This is a genomic window from Aeromonas simiae (genome assembly GCF_000820125.1).
GTDB classification, from domain to species: domain Bacteria; phylum Pseudomonadota; class Gammaproteobacteria; order Enterobacterales; family Aeromonadaceae; genus Aeromonas; species Aeromonas simiae.
This window is the reverse complement of record NZ_CDBY01000078.1, coordinates 1-26,479: the sequence shown is the minus strand read 5'-3', so window position 1 is coordinate 26,479 and position 26,479 is coordinate 1. Positions and strand designations below refer to the sequence as shown.

At 57.9% G+C, this 26,479-nt stretch carries 21 protein-coding genes, 7 tRNA genes and 1 pseudogene; 4 read left to right on the top strand and 25 right to left on the bottom strand.

Going from position 1 to position 26,479, the window contains the following annotated elements:
- Positions 1-64: 64 nt before the first annotated feature.
- Positions 65-241 (top strand): annotated as a pseudogene (locus tag BN1134_RS19440) (L,D-transpeptidase); the annotation flags it as partial.
- Between the two features lie 769 nt (positions 242-1,010).
- Here the strand turns inward: BN1134_RS19440 and BN1134_RS16245 are convergent.
- The 25 genes from BN1134_RS16245 to BN1134_RS16130 all read right to left on the bottom strand — a co-directional run bounded on the left by BN1134_RS16245 (position 1,011) and on the right by BN1134_RS16130 (position 22,817).
- Positions 1,011-1,103, bottom strand: a tRNA-Ser gene (locus BN1134_RS16245).
- Between the two features lie 42 nt (positions 1,104-1,145).
- Positions 1,146-1,222: transfer RNA gene (locus BN1134_RS16240), tRNA-Arg, on the bottom strand.
- A gap of 45 nt (positions 1,223-1,267) precedes the next feature.
- Positions 1,268-1,344, bottom strand: a tRNA-Arg gene (locus BN1134_RS16235).
- A gap of 46 nt (positions 1,345-1,390) precedes the next feature.
- Positions 1,391-1,467, bottom strand: a tRNA-Arg gene (locus BN1134_RS16230).
- A 24-nt stretch (positions 1,468-1,491) separates the two neighbouring features.
- A tRNA-Arg gene (locus BN1134_RS16225) sits at positions 1,492-1,568 on the bottom strand.
- An 87-nt stretch (positions 1,569-1,655) separates the two neighbouring features.
- Positions 1,656-1,732, bottom strand: a tRNA-Arg gene (locus BN1134_RS16220).
- Between the two features lie 4 nt (positions 1,733-1,736).
- A tRNA-Ser gene (locus BN1134_RS16215) sits at positions 1,737-1,829 on the bottom strand.
- Positions 1,830-2,017: 188 nt separating this feature from the next.
- The gene (gene csrA, locus BN1134_RS16210) at positions 2,018-2,206 is read right to left on the bottom strand and encodes a carbon storage regulator CsrA (protein ID WP_042048497.1); all 189 of its coding nucleotides are present in this window, start codon (positions 2,204-2,206) and stop codon (positions 2,018-2,020) included.
- A 102-nt stretch (positions 2,207-2,308) separates the two neighbouring features.
- Positions 2,309-3,550, bottom strand: coding sequence for an aspartate kinase (locus BN1134_RS16205; protein ID WP_042048495.1), 1,242 nt, complete (start codon positions 3,548-3,550; stop codon positions 2,309-2,311).
- 16 nt (positions 3,551-3,566) lie between these two features.
- A complete protein-coding gene (alaS, locus tag BN1134_RS16200; protein WP_042048494.1) occupies positions 3,567-6,191 on the bottom strand; it encodes an alanine--tRNA ligase in 2,625 nt (874 codons plus the stop codon).
- A gap of 131 nt (positions 6,192-6,322) precedes the next feature.
- Positions 6,323-6,805, bottom strand: coding sequence for a regulatory protein RecX (locus tag BN1134_RS16195; protein ID WP_042048493.1), 483 nt, complete (start codon positions 6,803-6,805; stop codon positions 6,323-6,325).
- Positions 6,806-6,843: 38 nt separating this feature from the next.
- Positions 6,844-7,902, bottom strand: a complete 1,059-nt coding sequence (gene recA, locus BN1134_RS16190; RefSeq protein WP_042048492.1) for a recombinase RecA — start codon at positions 7,900-7,902, stop codon at positions 6,844-6,846.
- A gap of 67 nt (positions 7,903-7,969) precedes the next feature.
- Positions 7,970-8,470, bottom strand: coding sequence for a nicotinamide-nucleotide amidase (gene pncC / locus BN1134_RS16185; RefSeq protein ID WP_084214846.1), 501 nt, complete (start codon positions 8,468-8,470; stop codon positions 7,970-7,972).
- 101 nt (positions 8,471-8,571) lie between these two features.
- Positions 8,572-10,470 carry a methyl-accepting chemotaxis protein gene (locus BN1134_RS16180; protein ID WP_042048490.1) on the bottom strand — a complete coding sequence of 633 codons (1,899 nt, stop codon included), beginning with the start codon at positions 10,468-10,470 and terminating at the stop codon, positions 8,572-8,574.
- Between the two features lie 811 nt (positions 10,471-11,281).
- The gene (locus BN1134_RS20085; protein WP_174218572.1) at positions 11,282-11,422 is read right to left on the bottom strand and encodes a hypothetical protein; all 141 of its coding nucleotides are present in this window, start codon (positions 11,420-11,422) and stop codon (positions 11,282-11,284) included.
- Positions 11,423-11,499: 77 nt separating this feature from the next.
- Complete coding sequence (locus BN1134_RS16175; RefSeq protein ID WP_042048489.1) at positions 11,500-12,180, bottom strand: hypothetical protein; 681 nt, start codon at positions 12,178-12,180, stop codon at positions 11,500-11,502.
- Positions 12,177-12,455: a hypothetical protein gene (locus BN1134_RS16170; RefSeq protein WP_232300669.1), complete on the bottom strand. Its 279-nt coding sequence runs from the start codon at positions 12,453-12,455 to the stop codon at positions 12,177-12,179. The genes BN1134_RS16175 and BN1134_RS16170 overlap by 4 nt, the downstream gene beginning before the upstream one ends.
- A gap of 50 nt (positions 12,456-12,505) precedes the next feature.
- Positions 12,506-13,048, bottom strand: coding sequence for a hypothetical protein (locus BN1134_RS16165; protein ID WP_042048487.1), 543 nt, complete (start codon positions 13,046-13,048; stop codon positions 12,506-12,508).
- Positions 13,049-13,124: 76 nt separating this feature from the next.
- On the bottom strand, positions 13,125-16,226 hold the full coding sequence (locus tag BN1134_RS16160; RefSeq protein ID WP_042048486.1) for a type I restriction endonuclease subunit R: 3,102 nt from the start codon (positions 16,224-16,226) through the stop codon (positions 13,125-13,127).
- 57 nt (positions 16,227-16,283) lie between these two features.
- Positions 16,284-16,874, bottom strand: a complete 591-nt coding sequence (locus BN1134_RS16155) for a hypothetical protein (RefSeq protein WP_042048485.1) — start codon at positions 16,872-16,874, stop codon at positions 16,284-16,286.
- The gene (locus tag BN1134_RS16150) at positions 16,871-18,163 is read right to left on the bottom strand and encodes an AAA family ATPase (RefSeq protein WP_042048484.1); all 1,293 of its coding nucleotides are present in this window, start codon (positions 18,161-18,163) and stop codon (positions 16,871-16,873) included. Before BN1134_RS16150 ends, BN1134_RS16155 begins: the two co-directional genes overlap by 4 nt.
- A gap of 141 nt (positions 18,164-18,304) precedes the next feature.
- A complete protein-coding gene (locus BN1134_RS16145; protein WP_042048482.1) occupies positions 18,305-18,559 on the bottom strand; it encodes a hypothetical protein in 255 nt (84 codons plus the stop codon).
- 74 nt (positions 18,560-18,633) lie between these two features.
- Positions 18,634-19,677, bottom strand: coding sequence for a DUF4917 family protein (locus BN1134_RS16140; protein WP_198133200.1), 1,044 nt, complete (start codon positions 19,675-19,677; stop codon positions 18,634-18,636).
- Between the two features lie 4 nt (positions 19,678-19,681).
- On the bottom strand, positions 19,682-20,980 hold the full coding sequence (locus BN1134_RS16135; RefSeq protein WP_042048479.1) for a restriction endonuclease subunit S: 1,299 nt from the start codon (positions 20,978-20,980) through the stop codon (positions 19,682-19,684).
- On the bottom strand, positions 20,970-22,817 hold the full coding sequence (locus BN1134_RS16130; protein ID WP_042048478.1) for a class I SAM-dependent DNA methyltransferase: 1,848 nt from the start codon (positions 22,815-22,817) through the stop codon (positions 20,970-20,972). The genes BN1134_RS16135 and BN1134_RS16130 overlap by 11 nt, the downstream gene beginning before the upstream one ends.
- Positions 22,818-23,105: 288 nt before the next feature.
- Between BN1134_RS16130 and BN1134_RS16125 the strand changes: the two genes are divergently transcribed.
- From BN1134_RS16125 to BN1134_RS16115, 3 genes are all read left to right on the top strand, one after another.
- On the top strand, positions 23,106-24,143 hold the full coding sequence (locus BN1134_RS16125) for a nucleoid-associated protein (protein WP_042048477.1): 1,038 nt from the start codon (positions 23,106-23,108) through the stop codon (positions 24,141-24,143).
- 10 nt (positions 24,144-24,153) lie between these two features.
- Positions 24,154-25,317, top strand: a complete 1,164-nt coding sequence (locus BN1134_RS16120; RefSeq protein ID WP_156991837.1) for a hypothetical protein — start codon at positions 24,154-24,156, stop codon at positions 25,315-25,317.
- Between the two features lie 256 nt (positions 25,318-25,573).
- Positions 25,574-26,479 (top strand): hypothetical protein (locus tag BN1134_RS16115; protein WP_042048475.1); only part of this gene is annotated, 906 nt, incomplete at its 3' end.

The window sequence follows — 26,479 nt, the reverse complement described above, 5'->3', positions numbered from 1 at the left end:
TTTTCGATGCTGATTGACAAAATCTAGGACACCCACTAATTTTCCGCCCGTGGCGAGCCGCTGAGAAGTGCCCCAACCCCTTTCACGCAGCGAAGCCGAATTCAACTCCAGTGCCCAAGCCCCGCTGCCGATGACCCCGGCCCTGACCCGCTTCATCGCGCACAAGGAGAGCGACTCCCGCCTGATCAAGCAGGCACTGGAGCAGCGCACTGGCATCCCAACCCAGATCAACCCGGTCTGATAGCAAGACAGCCTTGCAGCATGACGGCGCCTTCGGGCGCCGTTTTTTATTGTGGCGATCCAGTAAGGCAGAATGGCCATGGGCGGGAATGGAAAGCAGAGAGCAGCAGAGCAGCAGAGCAGCAGAGCAGCAGAGCAGCAGAGCAAGGATATCGAAGGAAGTGCACTCTAAAGTGGCGTAACCAAGACACCAGTTTGAGACCGGTGTCAGGTGATCACTGGATCTGTACCCCCTGTCAAAGAGATGGGTGTCCCAGAATTTTGCTTGCAGCACCTTGAGGCACCCATTATCGGTCTCTTTGGCGCTCTTGGCTGCGTCATAAGCGCTCTGCCCGGCGGTGACGGCGCCCCCGGTCAGCGCAATGGCCAGGCCCAACTAGTCACATCCTTGCCGGTCAGGGTTATCTCCTTTCACTGGCAGACAGGAGTGACGGCTCTCTACCACCCCAACAACCTCTTGAACCAGTTCTTAGCCGGTGCCGTAGCAGGAGGATATGCATCCGGTTGTACCTCTGAGGCATCGGGACGTGCTGAGTGTGTAGTCGGCCCCATTCAAGCGGGCATCGATATGGGTAACCATGTCCTGGTGGATCAAGAAGAAGGGCGTCATGGCTAGGCTGATAGCCATGGGTCGATGAGATCGTCTGACTGTGGGGATCAGGGCAGTGAGAAGGCCGGTTGCACCGATTTACGCCCCCATAACAGATACTGCATCGAAAAGTGCGCATAAAAAAAGCCCAAGCAATACACATTGCTTGGGCTTATCTTGATGGCGGTGAAGGAGGGATTCGAACCCTCGATGCGGGTATAAGCCGCATATTCCCTTAGCAGGGGAGCGCCTTCAGCCTCTCGGCCACCTCACCGTAAGAAACAGAAGGCCCCGCGCATGCAGGGCCTCACTATAATGGCGCGCCCGAGAGGATTCGAACCTCTGACCGCCTGGTTCGTAGCCAGGTACTCTATCCAGCTGAGCTACGGGCGCGCAGTAAACCGCTTGTCTGTCCCGATAACATCGAAACAGTAAAAATGGCGCGCCCGAGAGGATTCGAACCTCTGACCGCCTGGTTCGTAGCCAGGTACTCTATCCAGCTGAGCTACGGGCGCGCAGTAAACCGCTTGTCTGTCCCGATAATATCGAAACAGTGAAATATGGCGCGCCCGAGAGGATTCGAACCTCTGACCGCCTGGTTCGTAGCCAGGTACTCTATCCAGCTGAGCTACGGGCGCGTTGTTGGTCATGTTTGCTCTAGATGGCGCGCTCGAGAGGATTCGAACCTCTGACCGCCTGGTTCGTAGCCAGGTACTCTATCCAGCTGAGCTACGAGCGCGTTATGTAGAGCGATAAAAAAAAGCTTACTGACCAGTAAGCCTTTTCTTCGAGCCGTTACCGACTCAGTCCTTCATGGACTAGAAAATGGCGCGCCCGAGAGGATTCGAACCTCTGACCGCCTGGTTCGTAGCCAGGTACTCTATCCAGCTGAGCTACGGGCGCTAAATGGCGGTGAAGGAGGGATTCGAACCCTCGATGCGGGTATAAGCCGCATACTCCCTTAGCAGGGGAGCGCCTTCAGCCTCTCGGCCACCTCACCGTCGCGGGGCCAGATATTACTTTACGGGCTAGATTAGTCAAACACTTTTTCGATAAAACAAAGTGTTCGCTCAGCATTTGGTCAAAGCGCAGAAATTTCCGCCGACTGAGGTGAGCCCCCGACTTCCTGGCGCTTTCACGCACCGACAAGAAAACAAAAGGCGACCGCTTCGGGTCGCCTTTTTGGCATCAGTAGTTGGGTTGCCCCGGCTCTTTCTCAGCCTGAATGCGCATGTAGATCTCTTCACGATGCACAGAGACTTCCTTCGGGGCGTTCACACCGATACGCACCTGGTTGCCCTTCACGCCCAGCACGGTGACAGTTACTTCGTCACCGATCATCAGGGTCTCCCCTACACGACGAGTCAAAATAAGCATTCGCTTGCTCCTGTGTCCTGTTATTTTTTAGTCAGCTTGTTGATGTCATTATCCAACAAAGCAAACCAAATAGTAAGTGGCTGAAACTAACTCACATGGGGGTCATCCCCCCATGGGTTGCTCCTGTGGCTCCCGATCCAGTGCAAACGCATCGTGCAGGGAGCGAACCGCCAGCTCCAGATACTTCTCGTCCACCACCACCGATATTTTGATCTCAGAGGTAGATATAAGCTGCATATTGATACCGTGCTCACCAAGAACTCGGAACATGGTGCGCGCCACCCCCGGATGATTCCACATCCCGACTCCCACGATAGACACCTTGGCGATGGACTCATTCCCCTGCACACAGGAGGCGCCAAGTTCTGTCGCCGTGCTTTCCAGCAGGGCGCGGGCTCGACGGAAATCATCACGATTCACCGTAAAGGTGAAATCTGCACTGCCATCACCCAACGTATTCTGAACAATCATGTCCACGTCGATGTTGGCGTCGCTGATCGGCCCCAGGATCTGGGCCGCGACCGTCGGCCGATCCGGCACACCGAGAATGGTGAGGCTGGCTTCATTACGATTGAACGCAATACCCGATACCAAGGGGGCTTCCATCCGTTCACCTCCATATGTGATGAGGGTTCCTTCCCCGTCGGCAAAGCTCGAGAGCACGCGCAGCGGCACTCGGTACTTGCCGGCAAACTCCACCGAGCGGATCTGCAGCACCTTGGCCCCCAGGCTCGCCATCTCCAGCATCTCCTCGAAGGTGATGGTGGAGAGACGACGCGCCTTGGGCTCAATCCTGGGGTCCGTGGTGTAGACACCGTCCACATCGGTAAAAATCTGGCACTCGTCAGCACCGATAGCGGCAGCAACCGCCACCGCCGTGGTATCGGAGCCACCACGCCCCAGGGTGGTGATGGCATTATGCTCATCACGCCCCTGAAAGCCGGCGATCACCACCACCTTGCCGGCAGCGAGCTGAGCCCGCACCGGCTCGGTGTCGATGTGAGTGATGCGCGCTTTGCCGTGGGCCGAATCGGTGTGAATACGCACCTGGTCTCCGGTCATGGAGACGGCCGGGCAACCACACTGATTGAGCGCAATGGCAAGCAGCGCGATGGTCACCTGCTCACCGGTCGAGATGAGTACGTCGACTTCACGGCGCGTTGCATCAGGGTCCAGTTGCTGGGCCATGCCCAGCAGCCGGTTGGTCTCGCCCGACATGGCCGAGACCACCACCACCACATCGTGTCCCTGGGCGCGGGTCAGCTTGACCCGCTCGGCAACGGCCGCGATCCGCTCCAAAGAGCCGACCGAGGTGCCGCCGTATTTCTGAACATAGAGAGCCACGGTTCACCTTGCCCGATTACAGGCGTTCACTCAGCCAGGATTGGGCCGCTTGCAGCGCAGCAGGCAGTGCGGCCGGCTCAGTACCACCGGCCTGTGCCATGTCCGGACGACCACCGCCCTTGCCACCGACTTGCTGGGCCACCAGATTGACCAGCTCGCCCGCCTTGACCTTGCCGGTCAAGTCCGGGGTGACACCGGCGATCAGGTTGACCTTACCTTCATGGACGGTCGCCAGCAGGATGACGCCAGACTTGAGCTGGTTCTTCAGCTCATCCATAGTGGTGCGCAAAGACTTGGCCTCCACCCCTTCCAAAGTGGCAACCAGGGTCTTCTGGCCGTTGACGTCCACCACCTTGCCGAGCAGATCGGTACCGGCTTGGGCGGCCATCTTGGCCTTCAGCTGCTCCAGCTCGCGCTCCATCAGTTTGCCCTTCTCGAGCACCTGACGCACCTTGTCGGCCAGCGAGAACTGATCGCCCTTGACCAGGGCTGCCGCCTCTTCAATCTGCTCACCCAGTTGGTGCATCAGATCGATGGCGCCCTTGCCCGTGACCGCCTCAATTCGGCGTACACCGGCGGCGATGCCACTCTCACCGATGATCTTGAAAAAGCCGATGTCACCGGTGCGCTTGGCGTGGGTACCGCCGCACAGCTCGGTGGAGTAATCGCCCATGCGCACCACGCGCACCTCGTCGTCATACTTCTCGCCGAACAGGGCCATGGCTCCGGCGGCCTTGGCCGACTCCAGATCCATCTCGCGGGTGGCCACCTCGTGGTTGGCGCGGATCTGGGCGTTGACCAGCTCCTCGATGCGACGGATGGTCGCCATGGAGAGCCCTTCAAAGTGGGAGAAGTCGAAACGCATGCGCTCCGCCCCCACCAAAGAGCCCTTCTGGGCCACGTGATCGCCGAGCGCTTGGCGCAGGGCGGCATGCAGCAGGTGAGTCACTGAGTGGTTCAGTGCGATTGCCTGACGGCGCTCACTATCCACCTCGGCCAGCACGGCCGCGCCCTTCTCCAGCGTCCCCTGCTCCATGTATCCCTTGTGGATGATCGCCTTGCCCGCTTTCTGGGTGTCGGTCACGGCAAAGATGCCGTCATCCATCTTGATGGTGCCTGTGTCACCCACCTGGCCGCCGGATTCGGCATAGAAGGGGGTCTGCTCCAGCACGATCACCGCCTCGTCGCCGGCGATCAAGCCATTGACCTCGTCGGTGCCCTTGTAGATACCGAGAATGCGGGTCTGCTCGCTCAGGCTCTTGTAACCGATGAAGGGGGTCTCGACATCGAGCTTGAGCATCTCGTTGTAGTTCACGCCGAAGCTGGAGGCCTCCTTGGCACGAGCACGCTGCTTCTCCATCTCGACCTGGAAACCGGCCTCATCGATGCCGATGCCGCGATCGCGCACCACGTCGGCGGTCAGGTCGGCGGGGAAGCCATAGGTGTCATAGAGCTTGAAGACCACGTCGCCCGGGATCTCTTTGGCATCGCCCAACTCGTTCAGCACATCCTCAAGCAGTAGCAAGCCGCGATCCAGGGTGCGAACGAACTGCTCTTCTTCGATACGCAGCACACGTTCGACCTGGGATTGCTGGGCAATCAGCGCCTCGGCGACATCCTTCATCTGAGCGGCCAGCTCAGCGACCAGCTTGTAGAAGAACACCTCTTTGGCGCCCAGCTTGCGACCGTGGCGCACGGCGCGGCGGATAATGCGGCGCAGCACATAACCGCGTCCCTCGTTGGAGGGCATGACGCCGTCGGCAATCAGGAAGGCGCAGGAGCGGATGTGGTCGGCGATGACGCGCAGAGACTGGTTGCTCAGATCGGTGGTGCCGACGATCTCGGCCGCTTTCTTGATCAGCGCCTGGAAGATGTCGATTTCATAGTTGGAGTGCACCCCCTGCATGATGGCGGAGATACGCTCCAGCCCCATGCCGGTATCCACGGACGGGCGCGGCAGCGGCTCCATGGTGCCGTCAGCCTGGCGGTTGAACTGCATGAAGACCACGTTCCAGATCTCGATGAAGCGATCACCATCTTCCTCGGCAGAGCCGGGGGGGCCTCCCCAGATGTGGTCGCCGTGGTCGTAGAAGATCTCGGTGCAGGGACCACACGGGCCGGTATCACCCATGGCCCAGAAGTTGTCAGAGGCATACGGCGCCCCCTTGTTGTCGCCGATCCGCACGATGCGATCGGTCGGCACGCCGACTTCCTTGGCCCAGATGTCATAAGCCTCGTCATCGGTCGCGTAGACGGTGACCAGCAGGCGCTCCTTCGGCAATTGCAGGGCCTCGGTCAGGAAGCCCCAGGCGAACTTGATGGCGTCGTGCTTGAAGTAGTCGCCGAAGCTGAAGTTGCCCAGCATTTCGAAGAAGGTATGGTGACGGGCGGTGTAGCCCACATTTTCCAGGTCATTGTGCTTACCACCGGCACGCACGCAGCGCTGAGCGGTCGTGGCGCGACTATAGGCGCGCTTGTCGCCCCCGAGGAAGACGTCCTTGAACTGGTTCATCCCCGCGTTGGTGAACAGCAGGGTGGGGTCGTTGTGGGGAACCAGGGAACTGGAGGAGACCACCTGGTGTCCCTGCGAACGGAAATACTCGAGAAACGCGCGGCGAATCTCAGACGTGGACATGTACATGGAAAATCCTGCTAGGTACGTAAACGGACTTTTGACCGCGATAATGTATGTTTTCTGTCTCGTAAAGTAAAACGGGCGGGGTCCGCCACGGATGAAAAAACAGGCCCCGGCACGAGGTCGGAGCCTGTTTTTCACTCATCGGCGCACTGCTGTGCTTTCAGCTCATCGAGGGCATAGCGTACCTGATCCAGGGCATAGCCCCGCCCCATCAGGGCCCGGGTCAGCTTGGCCCGCACCTTGGGATCCTTGAGGTCACTCCCCTGCCCCTTGCGCGCCAGCCACTCTGCGGCCATGGCAAACCAGTCGATCTCTTCGGCATCTAGGGCCGCTTCGCCCTGCGTAGCGTCAATCCCCTTACGCCGCAGTTCGAAGCGCACCTTCTGTGGACCGTAGTGACGGCGGGCCAGGGAGCGCACCAGCATGCCGGCATAACGCCCGTCATCCACCCAGCCACTCTCTTTACAACGAGCCACGACCTCGGCGCTCATGACCTCGTCAAAACCATTGCGTTGCAGGCGGGCGGCCAGCTCACGCTCACCACTTTCCTTGCTCGCCAGACTGCGCATGGCGAAATTCATCGCCTCAGGCAGCGTTTTCTCGGTTTCATCGTGCATAGAAACAATCAGGCCGGGATAACCCCGGCCTGCTCACATCAGAATTCCTGCTCTTGTTCGTCGAAGACTTCCTCTTCGTCTTTTTCGCTAGCCTTGGCCGCCCCCTGCTCAGCACTGAGCAGCAGTTCGCGCAGCTTGGCCTCCAGCTCGCCGGCCATCGCCTTGTTCTCGACCAGCAGCTTCATGACATTGGCCTTGCCCTGACCGATCTTCTCGCCGTTATAGCTGTACCAGGCACCGGACTTATCGATCAGCTTGTGCTTGACGCCCAGATCGACCAGTTCACCCTCCTTGGAGATACCGGCGCCGTACATGATCTGGAACTCGGCCTGCTTGAAGGGGGGCGCTACCTTGTTCTTGACCACCTTGACACGGGTCTCGTTACCCACCACCTCTTCGCCATCCTTGATGGCGCCGATACGACGGATATCCAGACGCACCGAGGCGTAGAATTTCAGGGCATTACCACCCGTGGTGGTCTCGGGGTTGCCAAACATGACGCCGATCTTCATCCGGATCTGGTTGATGAAGATGCACAGGCAGTTGGCGTTCTTGATGTTGGCGGTCAGCTTACGCAGCGCCTGGGACATCAGACGAGCCTGCAAGCCAACGTGGGAATCGCCCATCTCGCCTTCGATTTCGGCCTTCGGGGTCAGCGCCGCCACCGAGTCGACAATGATGACGTCCACCGCGCCAGAGCGCACCAGCATGTCGCAGATCTCGAGCGCCTGCTCACCGGTATCCGGTTGGGAAACCAGCAGATCGTCGACATTGACACCCAGCTTGGCCGCATAGATGGGATCGAGCGCGTGCTCGGCATCCACGAAGGCACAGGTCTTACCCTTCTTCTGAGCCTCGGCGATCACTTGCAGGGTCAGTGTGGTTTTACCGGAGGATTCAGGGCCGTAGATTTCGACGATACGGCCACACGGCAGGCCACCGATACCCAGCGCGATATCCAGGGAGAGGGAACCGGTGGAGATGGCTTCAATGTCCATGGTCTGGGAATCGCCCAGACGCATGATGGAGCCCTTGCCAAACTGCTTCTCAATCTGGCCCAGCGCTGCCGCCAGTGCCTTCTGCTTGTTCTGATCCATGCCTGTCTCCGCTGGACGTCATTCAAAGGGGAAAGTGGGGACAAGTATACTGTCTATTCATACAGCATCAAGTCCCTTTTTCGACGAGGGCAAGCAGACCCGACAGAGCTTGACCAACCGCCTGTTGCCGCACGGCGTAGCGATCCCCTTCAAAACGCGCCAGCAGCGCCTCGGCGCGTCCGCTGCGGGTGACCCACGCAAACCACACGGTACCGACCGGCTTGGTCATGCTGCCACCGCCGGGCCCTGCGATGCCACTCACCGAGACCGCCAGATCGGCATGGGAGCGGGCCAGCGCACCGCGAGCCATCTCCAGCACTACCGCCTCGCTGACGGCGCCGTGCTCGGCCAAGGTGGCGGTGCTGACCCCCAGCATCTCCTGCTTGGCCTCGTTGGTGTAGGTCACAAAGCTGCGATCGAACCAGCCCGAACTGCCGGCAATCTCGGTGATGGCGCAGGCGATACCGCCTCCGGTACACGACTCCGCGGTGGCGACCATGAATTCCCGCGCCTGTAACAGTGCACCGAGGCGCGCAGCCAGTGCCAGATTGTGCCGCTCCTGATCCATCTGAACCTCCCCTCTTACTAGAGCCGCCATTATGGCGCGGTGTGAAACCGGCGAAAAGCACAGAGGGCGCCCTCGCGCCCTCTCTTTTACCCCTTGCCTGATTACAGGCGAAAACGCCCCACCTCGCTCTCCAGTTGCTCGGTGAGCTGACGCAGCGTCTCGGCCTGCGCCGCCCCCTGCTCCGCCTGCTCGGCAAACTGGTGTGACACGGCGCGAATGTTCTCGGTGTTGCGGCTGATCTCCGCCGTCACCGAGGTCTGCTCCTCCGCCGCCGCCGCTATGTGGGTCACCATGTCGCTGATGGTGCCGATCGCCTCGTTGATCTGCACCAGGCTTTCGCTGGCAGACTGGGCATCTCCCACACTGGTCGCCGCCAGATCGCGGCTGGTGTCCATGCCGTCCACCGCGCGGCAGGTGGTCTGCTGCAACGTCTCGATCATGCCCTGGATCTCGGCGGTGGATGCATGGGTGCGCTGGGAGAGCACCCGCACTTCGTCGGCCACCACGGCAAAGCCGCGCCCCTGCTCGCCGGCGCGGGCCGCCTCAATGGCGGCGTTGAGGGCCAGCAGATTGGTCTGCTCGGCAATGCCGGTGATGGTCGCCAGGATCGAGCTTATCTGCTGGGCATGGCTATCGAGCTCGGTGATCACCTGGCTGGCGCCCCCCACCTCATCGGCCAGGCTGCTGATGCTGGTGCGGCTCTTGCCCACCTGATCCTGGCCACGCTGGGCCAGCTTGACCGAATCCCCCGCCGTGCTGGCAGCAAACTCGGCATTGTTGGCGATCTCCTGGGTGGCCGATGCCATCTCGGTCACGGCGGTGGCCACCATCACGATTTCGTCTTGCTGCACCTTCACCTGATGGGCCCGCTCTGTGGCCCCTTGCGCCTGCAAGCGGGACTGCTCGGCCAATGCCAGCGCGACATCGCGCAGGCGGCTGACGATGCCATGCAAACGACCGACAAACTGGTTGAAGTTGCGGGCCAGCTGCCCGACCTCATCCTGGCTGCGGGTCTGGATCTGCACCGTGAGATCCCCCTCGCCGTGGGCGATATCGGAAAGCGCCTTGGAGACGCGGCCCAGATCGGTGAAAAGGACGTTGAACAGCACGGTGAGCAGGGCGCTAAACAGCAGTAGCAGCACCACGGTCAGTCCGATCAGCTGCCACAACAGGGTGGCCAGCGGCGCCTCAAGCACATCGCGATACATCACCATGGCCAGCAGCCAGTCGGTGCCGGGTACCGCCTGCACCGAAAGCAGCACATCGCGGCCCCCCAGATTTGCCTCGTGCAACTGACCATCCGCGCTCCACTGCTGCAATGCATTGCCGGAGAGTTCGGGAGAGAGCTCGGAGACCTGCTTGAGGGCCAGCTCCTTTTGCGGGTGGCCAACGATGAGGCCGGAGCGCTCCAGCAGCATGGCATAGCCCTCCCCCTGAACCTGCATCGCCAGAACCTCGTCGATCAGGGTCTCCAGCGTCAGATCGGCACCGGCCACGCCGATGACTGCGCCCTGTACCCGCACCGGCTGAGCCAGCGTGACCACCAGCTTCTTGGTGGTAGAGCTGAGATAGGGGGTGGTCACCACCAGTTCGCCGGCCTTGAGCGCGTTCTGATACCAAGGACGCTGACGCGGGTCATAGTTGCTGGTGCGCAGCGAGGGGTCATTGCGGGTCATCTCCCCCTGTTCGGTACCGAAGTAGGTGAGGCCAAAACCGCTCGCGCCCAGCGTCTGTTTGAGATGGGAGACCAGCATGGCCGGCTCCATCTGCGGGGCGGTGGCGATGGCATCGGCCATGGCCGTCACCGAGTGCTTGCGGTCACTCATCCAGTTACCGATCCCATCCGCATGGGCGTGGCCATAGTTGAGCGCCTCACTCTGGATGGCCGCCAGAGTTCGGGTTTTCAGGGTATGGAAGGCGACCACACCCAGCAAGCTGGCCATCAGCAGCACCACGCCCAGGCTGGTGAAGAGCAACTTGCCACGCAGGGAGAGAGTCATGACACGCATCCTTAACTTGTTATGTCGACATGATGTTCAGGTCGCCCAATATCCCCATAAAGAGATAGCGCCCATTAGCCCCCTATCGGCCCCCCCTCGGCAAGGCTTTAGTGGCTATATCTGAATTTCTTTCTGTTTGCCACACAGTTCACTAATTGAAGGCATCACGACCACACGAGAATTCAAGGTTCGACGCCCCCATGACAAGCCTATGCCGCAAAAACGCGATAAAGACGGGTTGAGCTATGAGGCGCAGGTCATTACAGTTTGTGCTCCTGCCGCACGGCATTCTCCCGGCACCGCCCCTGCGGCAAGCATTCGCGCTTTTGCCTTGAACCAGAAGGACACTATTCGATGACGACCGCCCCCCTCACGGCCAATCTGCAGCAACACACCCCCATGATGCATGGGTGTGTTATGATTGATATATAAGCATTTTTTTACACACAAAAGAAAAAAATACATTTTAACCTACATTTGTAGTTTTTACCCCAGGCCCCTCCCCGATCCACAAAATGCTTTCCCTTGAGAACCCACACCCTTACCACCTGCCTGCACATTCAATCAGACCCCTTCAAGCCAAGAGCGAGAGCAAAAATGAACGGGGGGCTCATTGGCCCCCCGCGCTCAGGTCACTCTTCATCCTCATCGGGACGTTCGTCATATCCCCGGCTCTGCCAATAAGCATCATGCTCAGGGTTTAACTGACGTGAATGGTTATCGTCGTCATCTTTTTTGGACATCACAGGCTCCATGCCGTTATGGTCAATCAAGCCATGGCAATGCTCGTAAGCCAAGGCAGGCTCTGCGGTTACTTGCGATTCGGGTTCATGTCTTTACCACGGTTACCTTGGTTTTGATCGTACTGACGATTAGTACCAGGAGTGCCACGATTCGGATTCTGCATGTTGGAGTTGTTATCAGCAGGTTTGATGGGGGCTTGCTTTGACATAAGGAGACTCCTTGAACGTTGATGGTCGTCAGTGCAACGTTACGCTGACAAGACTCATAATCAATCAGTGCAATGCACTAAAAAGCCCTTCCAAACAAAAAGTCGACTGTTGCAGAGAATTCTTTTGCAGCGCCAAATTCTGCCTCGATATGTTGAGCGAGTTTAACTAGTTCAATTGGCTCGTTTTCAGCAGCCAAGGTGACACGAACCGCAAGTTGCGCTGCAACATCCAGTTCACCATCCAAGTAGCAACGTAGCATGGGATCAGCCTTGGCAAGGCTGGCGCTACGAGCAACATTGCAGTCCAGAAGCCCCATATCCCCCTTCAATAAGATCTGAGGTAACACCTCAAATGGGTTATCCAGCCTGTGTTTTCGGAGATCTAGATCAGGTGTCGCAAGTTTATGAACGAAGGTTGCCGCATTCACGTTCAGATGGACAAGCTCCAGCAACGATTGCCGATTCATCACAATCAGGCCAGCAAGTTTGGCTGCTCTCTGCCGCACCTCTACATCATCAAAGATCAGCTTAACCTTGGCGGGATCAGGGAAGATCGCCAGCAACAACGTTGCATTGAACAATGTTGTTAGCTCGCACGTTGGTAAGCTTCTGTGATTTCGGTGAGAGATACGTTGAACATCCATATGTATCAGTTCATTGCGAACCAAGCTGTTCAACTGATCTTTGAGCTTGGGGTAGCTCGTCAACTTAATCCCAAACAGGTCCTTTACTGCATCTGCCAAGGTGTGCGAGCTCATGATTGACAAGCTCCCCGTAACAACGACTCGGTTGATGGCGGCAAGCTCTTCTCATCTTTGTAACCTGCAACGTACCGTGCCCGCTTTAACCAGTCCCCCTTACAATCATGACCACGGTCATATTCATCGATCACGCCCTTGCAGTAACCAGCACGTAATGCTTCAGAAAGTGACGTTATCAAGGCAGCTTTGAACGTGTACTGCTGATTGTTCTCATAGATCTGGATAGCTTCAACGCAACCTTCAACCAAAGTTGTCCGATTAGTCTCAGCCATCACCATCCTGGACAACATCAGGATGAGTAACATTGGGACATAACGTAGCATCATCGCGCTTGCTCAACGGTTGGGGTAGAACGAAGGGATTGAAAACTAGGAGCTGCCAGATAGAGCGCTACCAGTAACAACAAACAATCTAAACGTTCATAGATTGCATCGCCGTGATACTCGCTAACATCGCCTACAAGCAACGTTGCATCAGCAACAAAGATGATGCCTACTGTTGCAAGCTCGACCACGTATACCCACCCCCAATATTGCAATGGTCGCAACAATCTCTGCCTGTAGGGCGTTGAACAATACTGGCAGTACCGCCAATGACGCAAAAGCAAAAAGCTCAGTAACAGCAACGTTCCCTTCTCAACAATGTCCATATCAGCTATCCCCTCGCCATATTCGAAGATGGCCGAAAAGAACGTCACAACGTAGCTTCCCCCAAGGCCCAACAGCAGAAACCGCCCGAGCCAATAACACAACCGCTGGCACAAGCTCATCAACCGGTTATCACATCGTTGTAGCAACGAAGGTGATTCGGCATGGAACGTTGCATTACCAGATATCTGGCCAGACTCTGCGTGTAAGGTCTTCATGTAAGTACACCATCCTTGGGTGATATTTGATCCCTAAAGGGGAGGCATCAAGCCTCCCCAATCTTCCCGACAGATCTCACGCCCACGCCTCACACAGCGCCTCGGCTTGAGCCAGCACCAGTTGGGTGGCCTCCTCCTGGCTGTCGGGCGGATACTTGTACTTACGCAGAATACGCCTGACCAACAGCCTCAACTTGGCCCGCACGCTCTCCCGGTTGTTCCAGTCCACCGTCACGCTGCTGCGCAGACTTGCCGTCAGCTCATGGGCAATCTTGGCCAGGATCTCATCCCCAAGCGCCCTCACCGACGCTTCGTTGTTGGCCAGCGCATCGTAGAACGCCAGCTCGTCATCGTTGAGGCCGAGCTGCTGCCCGCGCCCACTGGCGCTGGCGAACTTCTTGGCCATCTCGATCAGCTCCTCGATAACCTGGGCAGTCTCGATGGAGCGGTTCTGATAACGCTGGATCACCTTGGTCAACATCTCGGAGAACTTCTTCTCCTGCGTAAGATTGGTGGCGAACTTGGCTTTGATCTCCCCCTCCAACAGCCTCTCAAGTAGCTCCACCGCCAGGTTGCGTTCGGGCAGGTTGCGCACCTCGGCGAGGAAGTCCTCATCGAGCAGGCCGATGTTGGGCTTGTCGAGCCCCACCGCCTCGAACACATCCACCACCTCGCCAGACACTACGGCGTTGCCGATGATCTGGCGGATGGCCAGCTCCCGCTCCTCGTCGGTCTTCTTCTTCGCTGTGAGCTCCTTCTTGGTGAGGATCACCTTGACGGCCTGTAGGAAGGCCACCTCGTCGCGTACCGCCCTAGCCTCGTCCAGCGTGCAACAGAGGCTGAACGCCTTGCTCATGGCCAAGGCATGGTCGGCGAAGCGCTTCTTGCCGTCCTCCTGCCCCAGCACATGGTTGGCGGCACCGGCCAGCAGCTTGTGGCCACCGGTCAGGTAGTCGCCGTAGTCAAAGCCATGCAGCAGGGCCCGCAGCACGTCGAGCTTCTCCTCCAGCACCGCATAGGCCTCGTGGGCATCCACCGTTGGCTGCCCGCGCCCCTTACTGCTGGTGTACTCCTTGATGGCCGCCTTGAGCTCGTTGGCGATGCCGATGTAATCGACCACCAGCCCACCCTGCTTGTCACGAAACACCCGGTTGACCCGCGCTATCGCCTGCATCAGGTTGTGCCCCTTCATCGGCTTGTCGACGTAGAGGGTGTGCATGCAGGGGGCATCGAAGCCGGTCAGCCACATGTCGCGCACGATCACCAGCTTGAGCGGGTCGGCAGGGTCCTTGAAGCGCGCCTCGAGCCGCTTCTTGACCTTGCCCGGATGGATGTGAGGACGCAGCAGCTGCTTGTCCGAGGCACTGCCGGTCATCACGATCTTGATGGCGCCCTGCTCGGGGTCGGGATCGTGCCAGTTGGGGCGCAGCGCCACGATGGCATCGTAGAGGTGGACGCAGATCTCGCGGCTCATGGCCACCACCATCGCCTTGCCATCCTGCGCCTGGCCGCGCTCCTCGAAGTGGGCGACCAGATCGGCGGCCACCTGCCTGATGCGTGGCGTGCTGCCCACCACCTTCTCCAGCGCCGCCCAGCGCGATTTGAGCTTGGCCTGCTCGCCCTCCTCCTCGTCTTCGGCCAGCTCCTCCACCTCGTCGTCGATGTGGGGCAGCTCCTCCTGCTTGAGGGAGAGCTTGACCAGCCGCGACTCGTAGTAGATAGCGACCGTCGCCCCGTCCTCCTTGGCCTGCTGCATGTCGTAGACGTGTATGTAGTCGCCAAACACCGCGCGGGTGTCCCGATCCTCACCAGAGACCGGGGTGCCGGTGAAGGCCACGAAGGTGGCATTGGGCAACGCATCGCGCAGGTGCTGGGCATAGCCCACCTGATAGCGCGACGCGCCTTCTGCCACGCCCGCCTGAGCGACCTTGAGGGTGGCACCGAAGCCGTACTGGGTGCGGTGCGCCTCGTCGGCGATCACCACGATGTTGTGACGCTCTGACAATACCGGGAACAGATCCTCGTCCTCCCCCGGCATGAACTTCTGGATGGTGGTGAAGACGATGCCACCGGAGGGGCGGTTGCCGAGCTTGGCGCGCAGATCCCCGCGCGTGCCGACCTGCACCGGCTGCTCACGCAGCAGATCCTGCGACAGCGAGAAGACGCCAAACAGCTGGCCATCGAGGTCGTTGCGATCGGTGATGACCACGATGGTCGGGTTATCCATCGCCGTCTCTTGCATCACCCGCGCCGCGAAGCAGGTCATGGTGATGCTCTTGCCGCTGCCCTGGGTGTGCCACACCACGCCCCCCTTGCGGGTGCCCTCTGGCCGCGACGCCTGCACCACCTGAGCGATGGCCGAGCGCACCGCGTGGTACTGGTGGTAACCGGCGATCTTCTTGACCAGGACGCCGTCCTCCTCGAACAGCACGAAGAAGCGCACGTAGTCGAGCAGCAGGGCGGGCGTGAGTATGCCGCGCACCAGGGTCTCCAGCTCGCCGAAGGGACCGAATGGATCGAGGGTAACCCCGTCCACCGTGCGCCACTGCATGAAGCGCTCTGCATTGGCCGACAGCGACCCCATGCGCGCCTCGCTGCCATCGGAGATGACCAGGATCTCGTTGTACTGGAACAGGTCCGGGATCTGCGCCTTGTAGGTCTGCAACTGCTCGAACGCCTTCCAGATGTCGGCCTGCTCGTCGGCGGGGTTCTTGAGCTCCAGCACCACCAGCGGCAGGCCGTTGAGGAACAGGATGATGTCGGGGCGGCGGGTGTGGTGGGGGCCCTTGATGGAGAACTGGTTGAGGGCGAGCCAGTCGTTGGCGGCCGGATCGGCAAAGTCGGCGAGGCGCACAAAGTCGCCCACTGTCTCCCCGCCGCGCTGATACTCGACCCTGACCCCACCCACCAGCAGACGATGGAAGGCGCGGTTAGCCATCAGCTGGGCCGGGGTGTCAAGGTTGAGCACCTGGCGCACGGCATCCTCGCGCGCCCCGGCTGGCACCTTGGGGTTGAGCCGTTGTATCGCCTCGCGCAGCGCGTCTTCCAGCACCACCTGACGAAAATCGCTGCGCCAGGGGTTATCCGAATCCGGGGCTACGTCGTAGCCGCAGACGGTGCGATAACCCACCTCGGCCAGCCACCCCATCACCTCTTGTTCTAGTTGGTCTTCGGTCATCGTTCGTTGGCTCTGTCTTGTAATGGGGAGTCTGAGATCGGGCTCCATGGCGGCCACTTACACCGCGATCTGCTTTTCCACCGCCATCGCGATCAGAGGGGCTACCTCATGCAGGCCCTCCAGCGTCAGTTTGCCTGCCTGATACATCTGATACCAAGCTCGGCGTTGCCGCAGTACCCGTTCATCATCGCGCAGATGCAAGCGGATCAGGGTCTGCTCTGCTAACCCGTGCAATGGCTCGGGCACCCGCTCCGGCACCAGTACCAGTTGCAGTGAGGGCAACAGCACCTCAAACCACCCTGAACGCACATCCAGCGGGTCAAGAATTCCTACCGCTTTGTTTTTGCTGCTATTGATCCAACCAGCCGCAAACCGGTAATTGGCCCATTCATAGGCCAGGGATTCGTCGGCATCGATAGGTAGGAAGTGATCCACCGTACCCACCGGCTCATACATGGCACCATAGGCACACAGTTGACGAAATCCATCGGCCAGCTGCGGTTTGAACGGACTCCAGTAATCTCGGGGACGCTGACCGGGCTTGCGATCCGCCTTGGGATTAGCCTGTAACCATTGCTGCCCTGTCTGGCGGCACCTCGCGTCAAACTCGGCGGGCTCGGTCAGCCTCGTCTTGTCGATCTCGATCATGCGCCGCCCTTCGGTTTGCTACCGGGGATCTGCTGTGTCTCAACCAGCCAGCGCGGCCAGAAATCATCGTGCCCGGCCAGTACCCGCAGCAGCTCCTTATGGATGGCCGCCTGGGTCTTGAGATTGCTGGGCAGGGGCGACTTGTCGCCTCGCATCCAGGCTTCCGCCGCCTCAATGGCTCGCTCGGCATCGATAGATCGTGCCTGGCGCAGACCGAAGGCATCGGATACCAGCCAGTTCACCACATCACCCTGCTTGGCCCAGAGCTCCTTCGTCACTTTGGCCTGTCCACCGTCCAACTGGATGTTGAACACGGCATCCTTGTCTACATCAAACTCCGGCTCTACCGACGCCAGCACCAAGGGGGAATGGGTCGCCACGATCAACTGCACCGGCACCTTCTTACCGGTCAGAGCTTGCATCACCCTCAGCAGTGCAGGCACGACCCGCCGCTGCCATTGCGGATGCAGGTGACACTCTATTTCATCGACCAGAAAGATGATCTCCTTGGCCTGCTTGCGACCAGTCTGCTCACAAGCCAACTGATGCTCGCGCCAGGTCCAGACCAACAGATAGGCCAGTGCCGCGATGCGCCGCATGCCAGCCGAGGCGTGCACCAAGGCCACGTCTTGGCCATAGGGCATGCGCAGGGAGGGGTAGTCCTTGACGTCCAGACCGAGGCGAACCGGCTGCCCCGGCACAAGTTGCTCGTCGTCCGAGGCAGACAGCGCCTCCAGCACCTTGCAGAGGTCGGCAAAGGCTGGATCCTGCCCCTTCTGCCACAGCACCCAATCGTGGATGAGACCATTGCAATAACGAATGCCACCTGGCCCTTCCAGTCCGTTCCACACCTGTTCCGGCGTAAAGTTGAAAGCTCGTGCCCGCTCGGCGCTCTCCTCTTTTCCATCGCCCTGCCAGTAGTTGCGTGCCGGATCCCAGGCCGAAAAGCTGCCATCAACCCCGGCATAGATCACCACCCCCGGAATAGCGGGACGCCCCTGCTTGGTGGGCCACAGCTGCTCACTGCGCTTGAAACTGCTGGTTTCGGCAAAATCGCCCGGTGTGGACTTGCTGTAGGCGTAGCTAATGGTGCTCTTCGCCTTGCCCTTGGGGGGGATTACCGCGATACCCCGTGCCCAAGTGCGGGTCAGCGTCCACCAGGCGATATCGAGCAGGAAGCTCTTGCCCAGGCCATTATCGCCGGTGATAAAGTTGAGCCTTGGGGCAAAGTCGACCGGTCCGAAGGTATCGGCGGGGCCGACCCCGGTGAGTGATAGGCTTTTCAGCATATTTGGCCTCTATCAGAACAGTGGCCCGGCATCACCGAACCAATAAATCGAAAATAACCGGGTAGTGCCAGACCAAATTTGCTTTGGTGGTCACCTCGGCCACAAGGAATGACTGTGGCCAGGCTCAAGAGTGTTTGATATTTAGCTAGCAACGAGCACTCCAACTAGAAACAGCCTCATCTCTTCAGGCGCCATCTGCTTATCTAGAGACTGCTCTCTGAGCTTGTTGAAGAATTCTCGCACGGCAGGATCGCCCGCTGGGGTGATGGTATCAAGCCACTGACCAACTACGTGTCGCATCAGATCCACCGATTGTTGAGATTGCACCAACGTATATGCCGTTAGTGCTTCTTCTGCTTGCCGTACAAGCTCAATCTTCAGGTTATTGGATTGCATCGCTCAGCTCCTTTTGTGCGTTAGAGAGCCTCAGTTGACCCGAAATCAGACGGGGTAGCAAGGTTGTGTTTCTTTTAGCCAGCATGATTCCAACACCCTGCGCTTGCTGCATCAAAAAACTCTACACTCTCGATACCTGCGTACTCTTTAAGCATTTTTCTCATCTGTGATATTTCAGACTTAATCTCGTCTTCAGTCTTGTTACCAACAAACACAGACACTGCGGCACGGGGGCATTTTGATAACGCCAGTTGATGAAGGATATGAGTATCCTGTTTGCCTATGCTCCAGCCATAAATAGTGATGCTATCTTTGGGGCTAGGTAATGCCTGCTGAAACACGTGTGACAGATATTGAGATTTGCTGATAGCGGCTACCTTTTCTGTCGCCGAGCCCTCACACACAAACAGAGGTTGACCATCATTTTTACGCCAGCGTTTGGTTATGCTGTTCAACAGACCATCGCTGTCGGCAACCAGCTTACTTTCTTCGCTGCCCTTGGTTTGGTACAGGGCTAGATTACCATGGGGATAAAACACCTTAGTCATCCCCTGTTCAGGCTCAACAGAAAGCTGAGTATTGAAAAATAGTTTTTGAAGTTTCTTGGATGACAAGTGCAGATTCTTAGACACAAACCCATCGTTAAAACGCCTGTTATTTACTTGATTATTGCCGAGTAACGCCCAGTAGATGATCAAGTCGTAGTTGAGGCTGAATACTGTCGAAAAACCCGCCATAAACCTGCCAATTTGCACGAGCCCTTGTTTATCACATATGACCTTGTCTGGATGAATTCCTTTTACTGTATTGATAAGTGCGCGTCGCACGTCTGTATATGCCTTGCGAACTTTCTGACTCTCGATTTTGGCAAGCTCAAATTTTTGATTAATAAAGTCAGCCTGCCACAAGCGATATAACACCCCTTCAAAATCACGGCTATCTTTGGTGAATTGCTCAAATACCTGCTGTGCGGCAACGCTGATAAGCCCGTGAGCACAACCATACTCATACAAGCTGTTATAACGAAAATGGGGCTCTACAGCGACACTGCCACCATTCCCAACGATCAGCGTGTCACTGTAATCAGCATGTAACTCCCGCCATTCCTTTAGATCCACCAATTCAGCTTACCTCCTCTACCATGGCCTCTACCTCTGGCAGCCGCAGTTGGCCGGAGATTAGGCGGGGCAGCAGGGTGTCGCGCAGAGTGGCGAGGGTTTGGGCTTGTTGATGATTGGCCGCAACCTTATTGAAGATTGGTTGGGCAACTTCATGGAACGCGCACAGCACGTCACCATCAGGCACCACACATGACAAGCCGCTTACTACCTCAGATCGCACTGCCGGGTAGGCACCGCCATCGGCCACATGCGCCAGATGGTCGATGCTGTTGTCAGACGTCGCCGCCAGAAAAACAAATTCAGTGTTGCGATCATGCCGTGGTCGAAGCACTGCGAAACCAGTGCTACCCGTGAGGTTGGCGCTAGCGTTGCTGATGAAGGCAAAGGAGCGGTTTCCAGGCCGTACAGTGCCGACGATAGTGTCGCCATCTCGAAGAACCCGCCGGGCGCGGCTCGGTGCTTCTTCAAAACTGAACTCAGTCACCTCTGCGATCACGTTGTCCTTGGTATTGGCCAAATCGACATAGCGCACCGATTCTGGATGTGTTCTGGAAGTCCAGGACTCAGGGTTCAGGTCGGACAAGTCTGCCAACGTGCCAACCCGCCACCCCTTTGGCACTATGCCGAGCTCGGACTCTTCGAAGCTGGCGGGGAACAGGGCTGCAACCTCGGGAGAAAGACCGGCGGGCTCCTCGCCAAGGGCGCGGGCATGGACCGGGTCGAAGTCGACAAACCACGACTTGAACAGCGCCTGGGCGATGGCTTCCAGCGTGGCGTTGGTCTCGCGCAGCAAGGCTATGCGGTCGTCGAGCATCCTGGCGATACCGCCTATTTGGATCTGCTCGCTGTCTGAAAGCTTAGGAATTACGACTGAACCGATACCCGCAGCACTGATGTTTGCTTGGGCACTTCCCGCTGATGCCCCCTCAATGAGGTTGTCGAAACCTGGAAGTGAAACAACCGCATAAACAAAATCATCAAATAGATGTCCTTTCTTCGCAGAGATCCTTGCCACTCGTTGATTAAGGTATGCAGGTTCAGTAAGACGAAACCGGCCTGCCTTTCCGACTGTAGCCCCCGTCATGGCCATTAGGATGTCACCATCTAACAGCTCAAACCGTTCAAGCCCTTTTAGCTTATCGGGAGCGATGCGATCCACGTTTGCCAGCGAAACACTAGGCGGCTGAATGTTTGCTATTTTGACAACGGCCACCCCTGTATCTGAAAAGTCCGCGCTCTTGAATGCAAAGCCTCCCTGTACCTCTGCGATATCCGAGAGTTTGCAGGTATCAGAACTCATATCCCAGCCCCCCCAGCTTCTGGCGAATGACCTGATCCAGTTCTGCGCCCTTGCTCATCTGCTCGCCCAGCTTCTCCGTGAGCTTCTGCATCTTGTCGGCAAAGGCTTCATCGTCCTCCTCCACCTCCTCGGCACCGACGTAACGGCCCGGTGTGAGCACATGACCGTGCTCGGCGATCTCTGCCAGGGTCACGCTGCGGCAGAAGCCCGGCACATCCTCGTAAACCAGTTCGGTCTCGCCGTCTGACTTCCAGGCGTGGAAGGTATCGGCAATCTTGGCGATGGCCGTATCGTCCAGCTCGCACTGCACCCGGCCCACCATGGTGCCGAGCTTGCGGGCGTCGATAAACAGCACCTCGCCGGGGCGACTGCGCTTGTTCTTGGCGAGGAACCAGAGACAGGCGGGGATCTGGGTGTTAAAGAACAGCTGACCCGGCAGGGCCACCATGCACTCCACCACGTCCGCCTCCACCATGCGGGCGCGGATCTCCCCCTCGCCGCTTTGGCTGGAGCTCATGGAGCCGTTGGCCAGCACGATACCGGCGCGACCAGCGGGCTTGAGGTGATAGAGCATGTGCTGCAACCAGGCGTAGTTGGCGTTGCCTGCTGGCGGGGTGCCATAGACCCAGCGCGGGTCGCCATCGAGGCTGCCGTGCCACCAGTCGCTGATGTTGAACGGCGGGTTGGCCAGCACGAAATCGGCGCGCAGATCCGGGTGCTGGTTGCGGGTGAAGGTGTCGCCGGGCTCCTTACCGAGGTTGTAGTCCATGCCGCGAATGGCCAGGTTCATGGCCGCCAGGCGCCAGGTGGTGGGGTTGGACTCCTGGCCGTAGATGGAGACATCCCCCAGCTTGCCGCCGTGGGACTCGATGAACTTCTCCGACTGCACGAACATGCCGCCCGAGCCGCAGCAGGGGTCGTACACCTGGCCGTGGTGCGGGGCGAGCACCGCCACCAGGGTCTGCACGATGCTGGCGGGGGTATAGAACTGGCCGCCCTTCTTGCCCTCGGCGTTGGCGAACTCGCCGAGGAAGTACTCGTAGACCTGGCCCAGCACGTCGCGGGCCGCCCCCGGCTCGTCGCCGAAGCCGATGGTGGAGACTAGGTCCACCAGCTCGCCGAGCTTGCCATCGGGCAGCTGGGCGCGTGCGAAGCGCTTGTCGAGGATGCCCTTGAGGCGGGGGTTCTCCTGCTCGATCAACACCAGCGCGTCGTCGATGCGCTTGCCAATGTCGGCCTGCTTGGCACTCGCCCGCAGCGCCTCCCAGCGCCCCCCTTCGGGCACCCAAAACACGTTGACCTCGCGGTAGTAGTCGCGCTCTTCCAGCTCCTCGGCCAGAAACTCGGCATCGGCGTCGTGCAGGTAGTAATCGTCGCTCTCGTCGGTGAAGCGGCGCTCAAGCTCTGTCCGGCGCGCCTGGAAGGTGTCGGAGACGTACTTGATGAAGATGAGGCCCAGCACGATGTGCTTGTACTCGGCGGCGTCCATGTTGGCGCGCAGCTTGTCGGCCGAGGCCCAGAGGGTGCGCTTGATGCCGTCGATACCGCTCTCGGCCGGGGCGGCCTCCTTGGCTGGGGTGACCTTCTTGCCCTTGACGGCGGGTTTAGCCGTTGCAGGCGCCGTACCATCCGCACGCAGCACAGAGCCGCCGCGCCCCCGCCCCTTGCGCAGTTGCCCCGCCTCGATCAGTGCATCACGGGCCGCCATAAACTGCGCTTCGGTCAGCTCACCGAACTGCCCCTTGAGTGTTTCCAGCAGGGACTGGTTGCCGATGCTGCTGCCATCCTCGGGGACGGCTGCCAGCAAGGCGGTGGAGAGGGTCTGGGGGTCGAACATGTGTTACTCCGGCAATGGCCGCGCCCGATGGGCACAGACAACTTAACAGGTGGACGGGCGAGGCGTGAAGGCAACCGAAACGGCAACGTTGTAGCTCGTCACTAACAGGGTATCGAGTTTATACAAATGAACGTTGCAGGACTATGGGGGGAGTCACATCAGGCGGTCTCAATAGCAAGTCTCCGAAGAACCAGAATCATCCTGCTGAGGTATTTGTGATGAACTCAATAGTTGGAGAATGACATACGTTGTAACCTTCCGGATCTTTCGTGACCGAGGAAATGATGGATGCCGCTAGCAATTCACCACGCAATAATCCACAAACTCAATAAAACCGAAGGTAGTCCCTCAACCCTTGGACTCGCACCTGATGTTTTGCCAACTGATGATGAACCATTGCAACAATTGGTTAGTGACGTTCACTCTGTATACAACAGCAGGCAGAGCAAGAGCTATGGTGTGTTTGACTCTGAATTGACCAACGTATCAGCAGAGCCACATCTACGACGCTTGCGTGATGAAAGTGATGCTGATTTCTACCAGATCTCCATCGCCTTGATGCAAGTCCTTAAGTCCCGAGCAGACGAGCGAAATTTCGTTGGTGGGCATGTGCTGATGTTCGACTATACCGTCAGTAACTTCCGCTGGTTTGTTGTTGCACTTGTCAGCAGTGCCCCTGGAGCCATGGTTGATGAACACTATAAGGTAGTGACTGCACCACATTTGGATGTCGCTGGCATCCGATTTGCTGGTCGTGTCAACTTTGACCAATGGCAGAACAACGAACAACGTTACATCAGCTTTTTGAGCGGAAAAGGGGCTGAAATATCGCAGTATTTTCAAAAATTCCTTGGATGTTTAGCCCCGCAAAAGGATTTTGAAGATACCAAGAACCTTGTCAAAATCGTCAAACAGTTTGCAACCGCTCAGAATCTGGATGACGCATCTCGTGAGCGCTTGCTTACAGAGGTCAATCGCTTTGCCATGGAGAAGGCAGAGAGCAAGGAGCCACTGCACTTGGGTGAGCTGGCCAACCGGGTATGGCCAACATCACCGGAGGATCTGAACGTTGCATTTGCCGAGGCAGATCCTCCTATCTCTGATGGCTTCGTGCCACGCAAACGTGGGCTCGACGGGCTGGTTCGCTTCAAGGCAAAGACCCCCAAATGGGCTCTGGAGTTCGAAAGAGAGGCTATCCAGAATCACACGATCACCGTCGACCCAGATGAACGAACACTCATCATTAAGGATCTACCCGATGATTTCTTGGCTCGCTACAGATATGAGTTTTTGATCAATGCCGACTCGGATGATCCCACTAACTGAGCTGGTAACGATGTTCCGCCAGATGCCCGACCGTAACTGGGATGACGGGCGTCTGTGTGGAACGTTGCTCATTCCCGATCAGAAAACTGCCGAGTTTCTTCAAGACTTGTTATCAGAGGAACGTGCTGACGAGTACCCATGTGAAGTTGCGAGAGGCGATCCTGACCATATCAACGTTGGTGATTCGTTTGAACTGCGTTTTCGCTCTCCACGTAGCGGTGTCGGTCTCATTGTCTCTGATCTCAATGCTCTGTTATGCAACAAGCAGATAGCTCTAGGTTTCAATTCCATCCCTTGGTACGTCACAGAACGAGACGAGGCGAGCTGGGAGCTTGAAGGCGGAATTTCTGGTCGGTTGAAGATCGTTCATCAGCTAGTAAAAGCGCTGGAGGGCACAGCCTCCATTGTCGATGAGCGTAATGCCCGCCTTGTGTTCCTACGTGAGAGCCAGCTGGATGTGCCACTCACATTTGATAGTCAAGCATTGTTCACCTTGGATAAGACGCTTGCAACAGGGCTGATCGAGCAACTTGAAGCACAGGACGGCCACACCAAGCAGCGCCATGAGATCTGTGCAACGGCCATCTTTGACATGCTATCCAAGCAACCCAAAGAGCAGCGGTTTGCAACCTTGCTGAACAACATGGCTGAGTTCCATCAACGTTTTGTCGATGGCTACAAACTGTTTGCTGCCTCGTTCTCCTTCGAGAAGGTGCGCGATCAGGCCGAGTCGATAAAGCTTGAATATCTGAACAAGATCCACAAGACCTTTTCGGACATTCAGGGGCAGCTCCTAGGGATCCCGGTCTCTACCATTGTCATTGCAACCCAGTTCAAAGACGTAGCGTCACTTACCGAGTCAGCAAGAACGGGACAGATGTGGCTCAACATTGCAATCTTGATTGGTGCCTGCATCTTTTGCCTGTTGCTAACCTGTGCCGTGCTAAACCAGAAACACACACTGGATGCACTTGGCCAAGAGATTGTTCGCCACGAAAAATCTCTAGATAGTGAGTACGCCAACCTCAAAGGACGTTTCAATGATGTTTTCGAAACATTGAAACGCCGCGCTTGTATACATCGAATTGGGTTATACGTGGTATTGGGGATCTGTTGGGGATCATTTGCTTTTGGCTGTGGAATGTTCTGGATGCTCACCAAAACCGCGTTTTAACAAGGCTTTCCCCTCCTCGAACAAGAGCAATGGAATGACCTGCAAACAGACACAAGCAACTATGCGCGGTATACAACGTTGCGCTCGGCAATCACAGCGTCTGAGTACACGGCCATTGCAGGGACTGAAGGTAGGTGAGAACCATGCAAGGAACCAAGATCCCTTTCGGTGAACGTGAGATGGTGTCCTGATGCGAGCCTTCGAGGTTGCAAACGGGCTCGCATGCAGCTGCATCTGTCCTGGATGTAGGAAAGCGTTGGTTGCCGCCAACCAGGGACTGAAGGTCATCCCTTACTTCCGTCATGCCCAGACAGAAGGTTGCACCCGAGGCTACAAGGAGGGAGTGCGACGTGCAGCGGTTACCCTGATCGTAGCCCAACGACGCCTGACACTCCCCGCCTACTACCATCAGATCAACGCCACTACCCACTCCGGATCCACCTTGCGAAGCGATGTCACCTTCCCCTCAGAGGTCATCTTCGCCGACAACGTTGAACGGTACGTGGATCTCGGGACGGTAAGGGCACATGCGGTCGTTACCAAGGCCGGACGTCGGTTGCTGGTGTGGGTTAAGGTATCATCCCGCACTCAACACGAACGGCATCAGCAACTCGCCAGCATTGAAGCCTCCTCAATAGAGATCGATCTCAGTAGACTGACGCTTGAGCAGATCAATGACCCAGCAACATTTGAGTATGCGGTTCTTTCCTATCCCGACAACAGAACGTGGATCCGCTCTCTGCGTGGGGAGATGAAAGAACAACGTACCGCAGAGACGTTGGCTGCTGAGGTTGCAACCGACAATGCCCGGTGGGAGCAGGAAAGGGCTCGCCATCGGGCGCTGGAAGAGGCCCTACGAGCAGAACACGAGGCCAAGTTTGTAGCAGCCGCCAAAGCACTTGCGGCGCAAAGGAAGCTACAGTCGGCGGCTGTTGAGGCCCAACGTGCCGTGAACCAAGATGCATGCCTGCAACGTTCAGAACTGCTCGTTAGTCAGGTACTTCGTGCGGCCCGTGAGTGGGGAGGCAACGCTGTCGAATGCACGACATGTTACCTACTAAGCCCACCTGATACACAGTCCTGCCCCTACTGCACAAGCGGCGCCAGTTCGATGTCTCCATTCACGGTATCGGCTGAGTATGTAGATTGGCCCCTTGAAGAT

Bases quoted from the DNA above. Each gene is read 5' to 3' on its own strand.
- csrA (WP_042048497.1), bottom strand. From the start codon at position 2,206: ATGCTTATTTTGACTCGTCGTGTAGGGGAGACCCTGATGATCGGTGAC.
- alaS (WP_042048494.1), bottom strand. From the start codon at position 6,191: ATGTACATGTCCACGTCTGAGATTCGCCGCGCGTTTCTCGAGTATTTC.
- BN1134_RS16195 (WP_042048493.1), bottom strand. From the start codon at position 6,805: ATGCACGATGAAACCGAGAAAACGCTGCCTGAGGCGATGAATTTCGCC.
- recA (WP_042048492.1), bottom strand. From the start codon at position 7,902: ATGGATCAGAACAAGCAGAAGGCACTGGCGGCAGCGCTGGGCCAGATT.
- pncC (WP_084214846.1), bottom strand. From the start codon at position 8,470: ATGGATCAGGAGCGGCACAATCTGGCACTGGCTGCGCGCCTCGGTGCA.
- BN1134_RS16180 (WP_042048490.1), bottom strand. From the start codon at position 10,470: ATGACTCTCTCCCTGCGTGGCAAGTTGCTCTTCACCAGCCTGGGCGTG.
- BN1134_RS20085 (WP_174218572.1), bottom strand. From the start codon at position 11,422: ATGTCAAAGCAAGCCCCCATCAAACCTGCTGATAACAACTCCAACATG.
- BN1134_RS16175 (WP_042048489.1), bottom strand. From the start codon at position 12,180: ATGAGCTCGCACACCTTGGCAGATGCAGTAAAGGACCTGTTTGGGATT.
- BN1134_RS16170 (WP_232300669.1), bottom strand. From the start codon at position 12,455: ATGGCTGAGACTAATCGGACAACTTTGGTTGAAGGTTGCGTTGAAGCT.
- BN1134_RS16165 (WP_042048487.1), bottom strand. From the start codon at position 13,048: ATGAAGACCTTACACGCAGAGTCTGGCCAGATATCTGGTAATGCAACG.
- BN1134_RS16160 (WP_042048486.1), bottom strand. From the start codon at position 16,226: ATGACCGAAGACCAACTAGAACAAGAGGTGATGGGGTGGCTGGCCGAG.
- BN1134_RS16155 (WP_042048485.1), bottom strand. From the start codon at position 16,874: ATGATCGAGATCGACAAGACGAGGCTGACCGAGCCCGCCGAGTTTGAC.
- BN1134_RS16150 (WP_042048484.1), bottom strand. From the start codon at position 18,163: ATGCTGAAAAGCCTATCACTCACCGGGGTCGGCCCCGCCGATACCTTC.
- BN1134_RS16145 (WP_042048482.1), bottom strand. From the start codon at position 18,559: ATGCAATCCAATAACCTGAAGATTGAGCTTGTACGGCAAGCAGAAGAA.
- BN1134_RS16135 (WP_042048479.1), bottom strand. From the start codon at position 20,980: ATGAGTTCTGATACCTGCAAACTCTCGGATATCGCAGAGGTACAGGGA.
- BN1134_RS16130 (WP_042048478.1), bottom strand. From the start codon at position 22,817: ATGTTCGACCCCCAGACCCTCTCCACCGCCTTGCTGGCAGCCGTCCCC.
- BN1134_RS16125 (WP_042048477.1), top strand. From the start codon at position 23,106: ATGCCGCTAGCAATTCACCACGCAATAATCCACAAACTCAATAAAACC.
- BN1134_RS16120 (WP_156991837.1), top strand. From the start codon at position 24,154: ATGTTCCGCCAGATGCCCGACCGTAACTGGGATGACGGGCGTCTGTGT.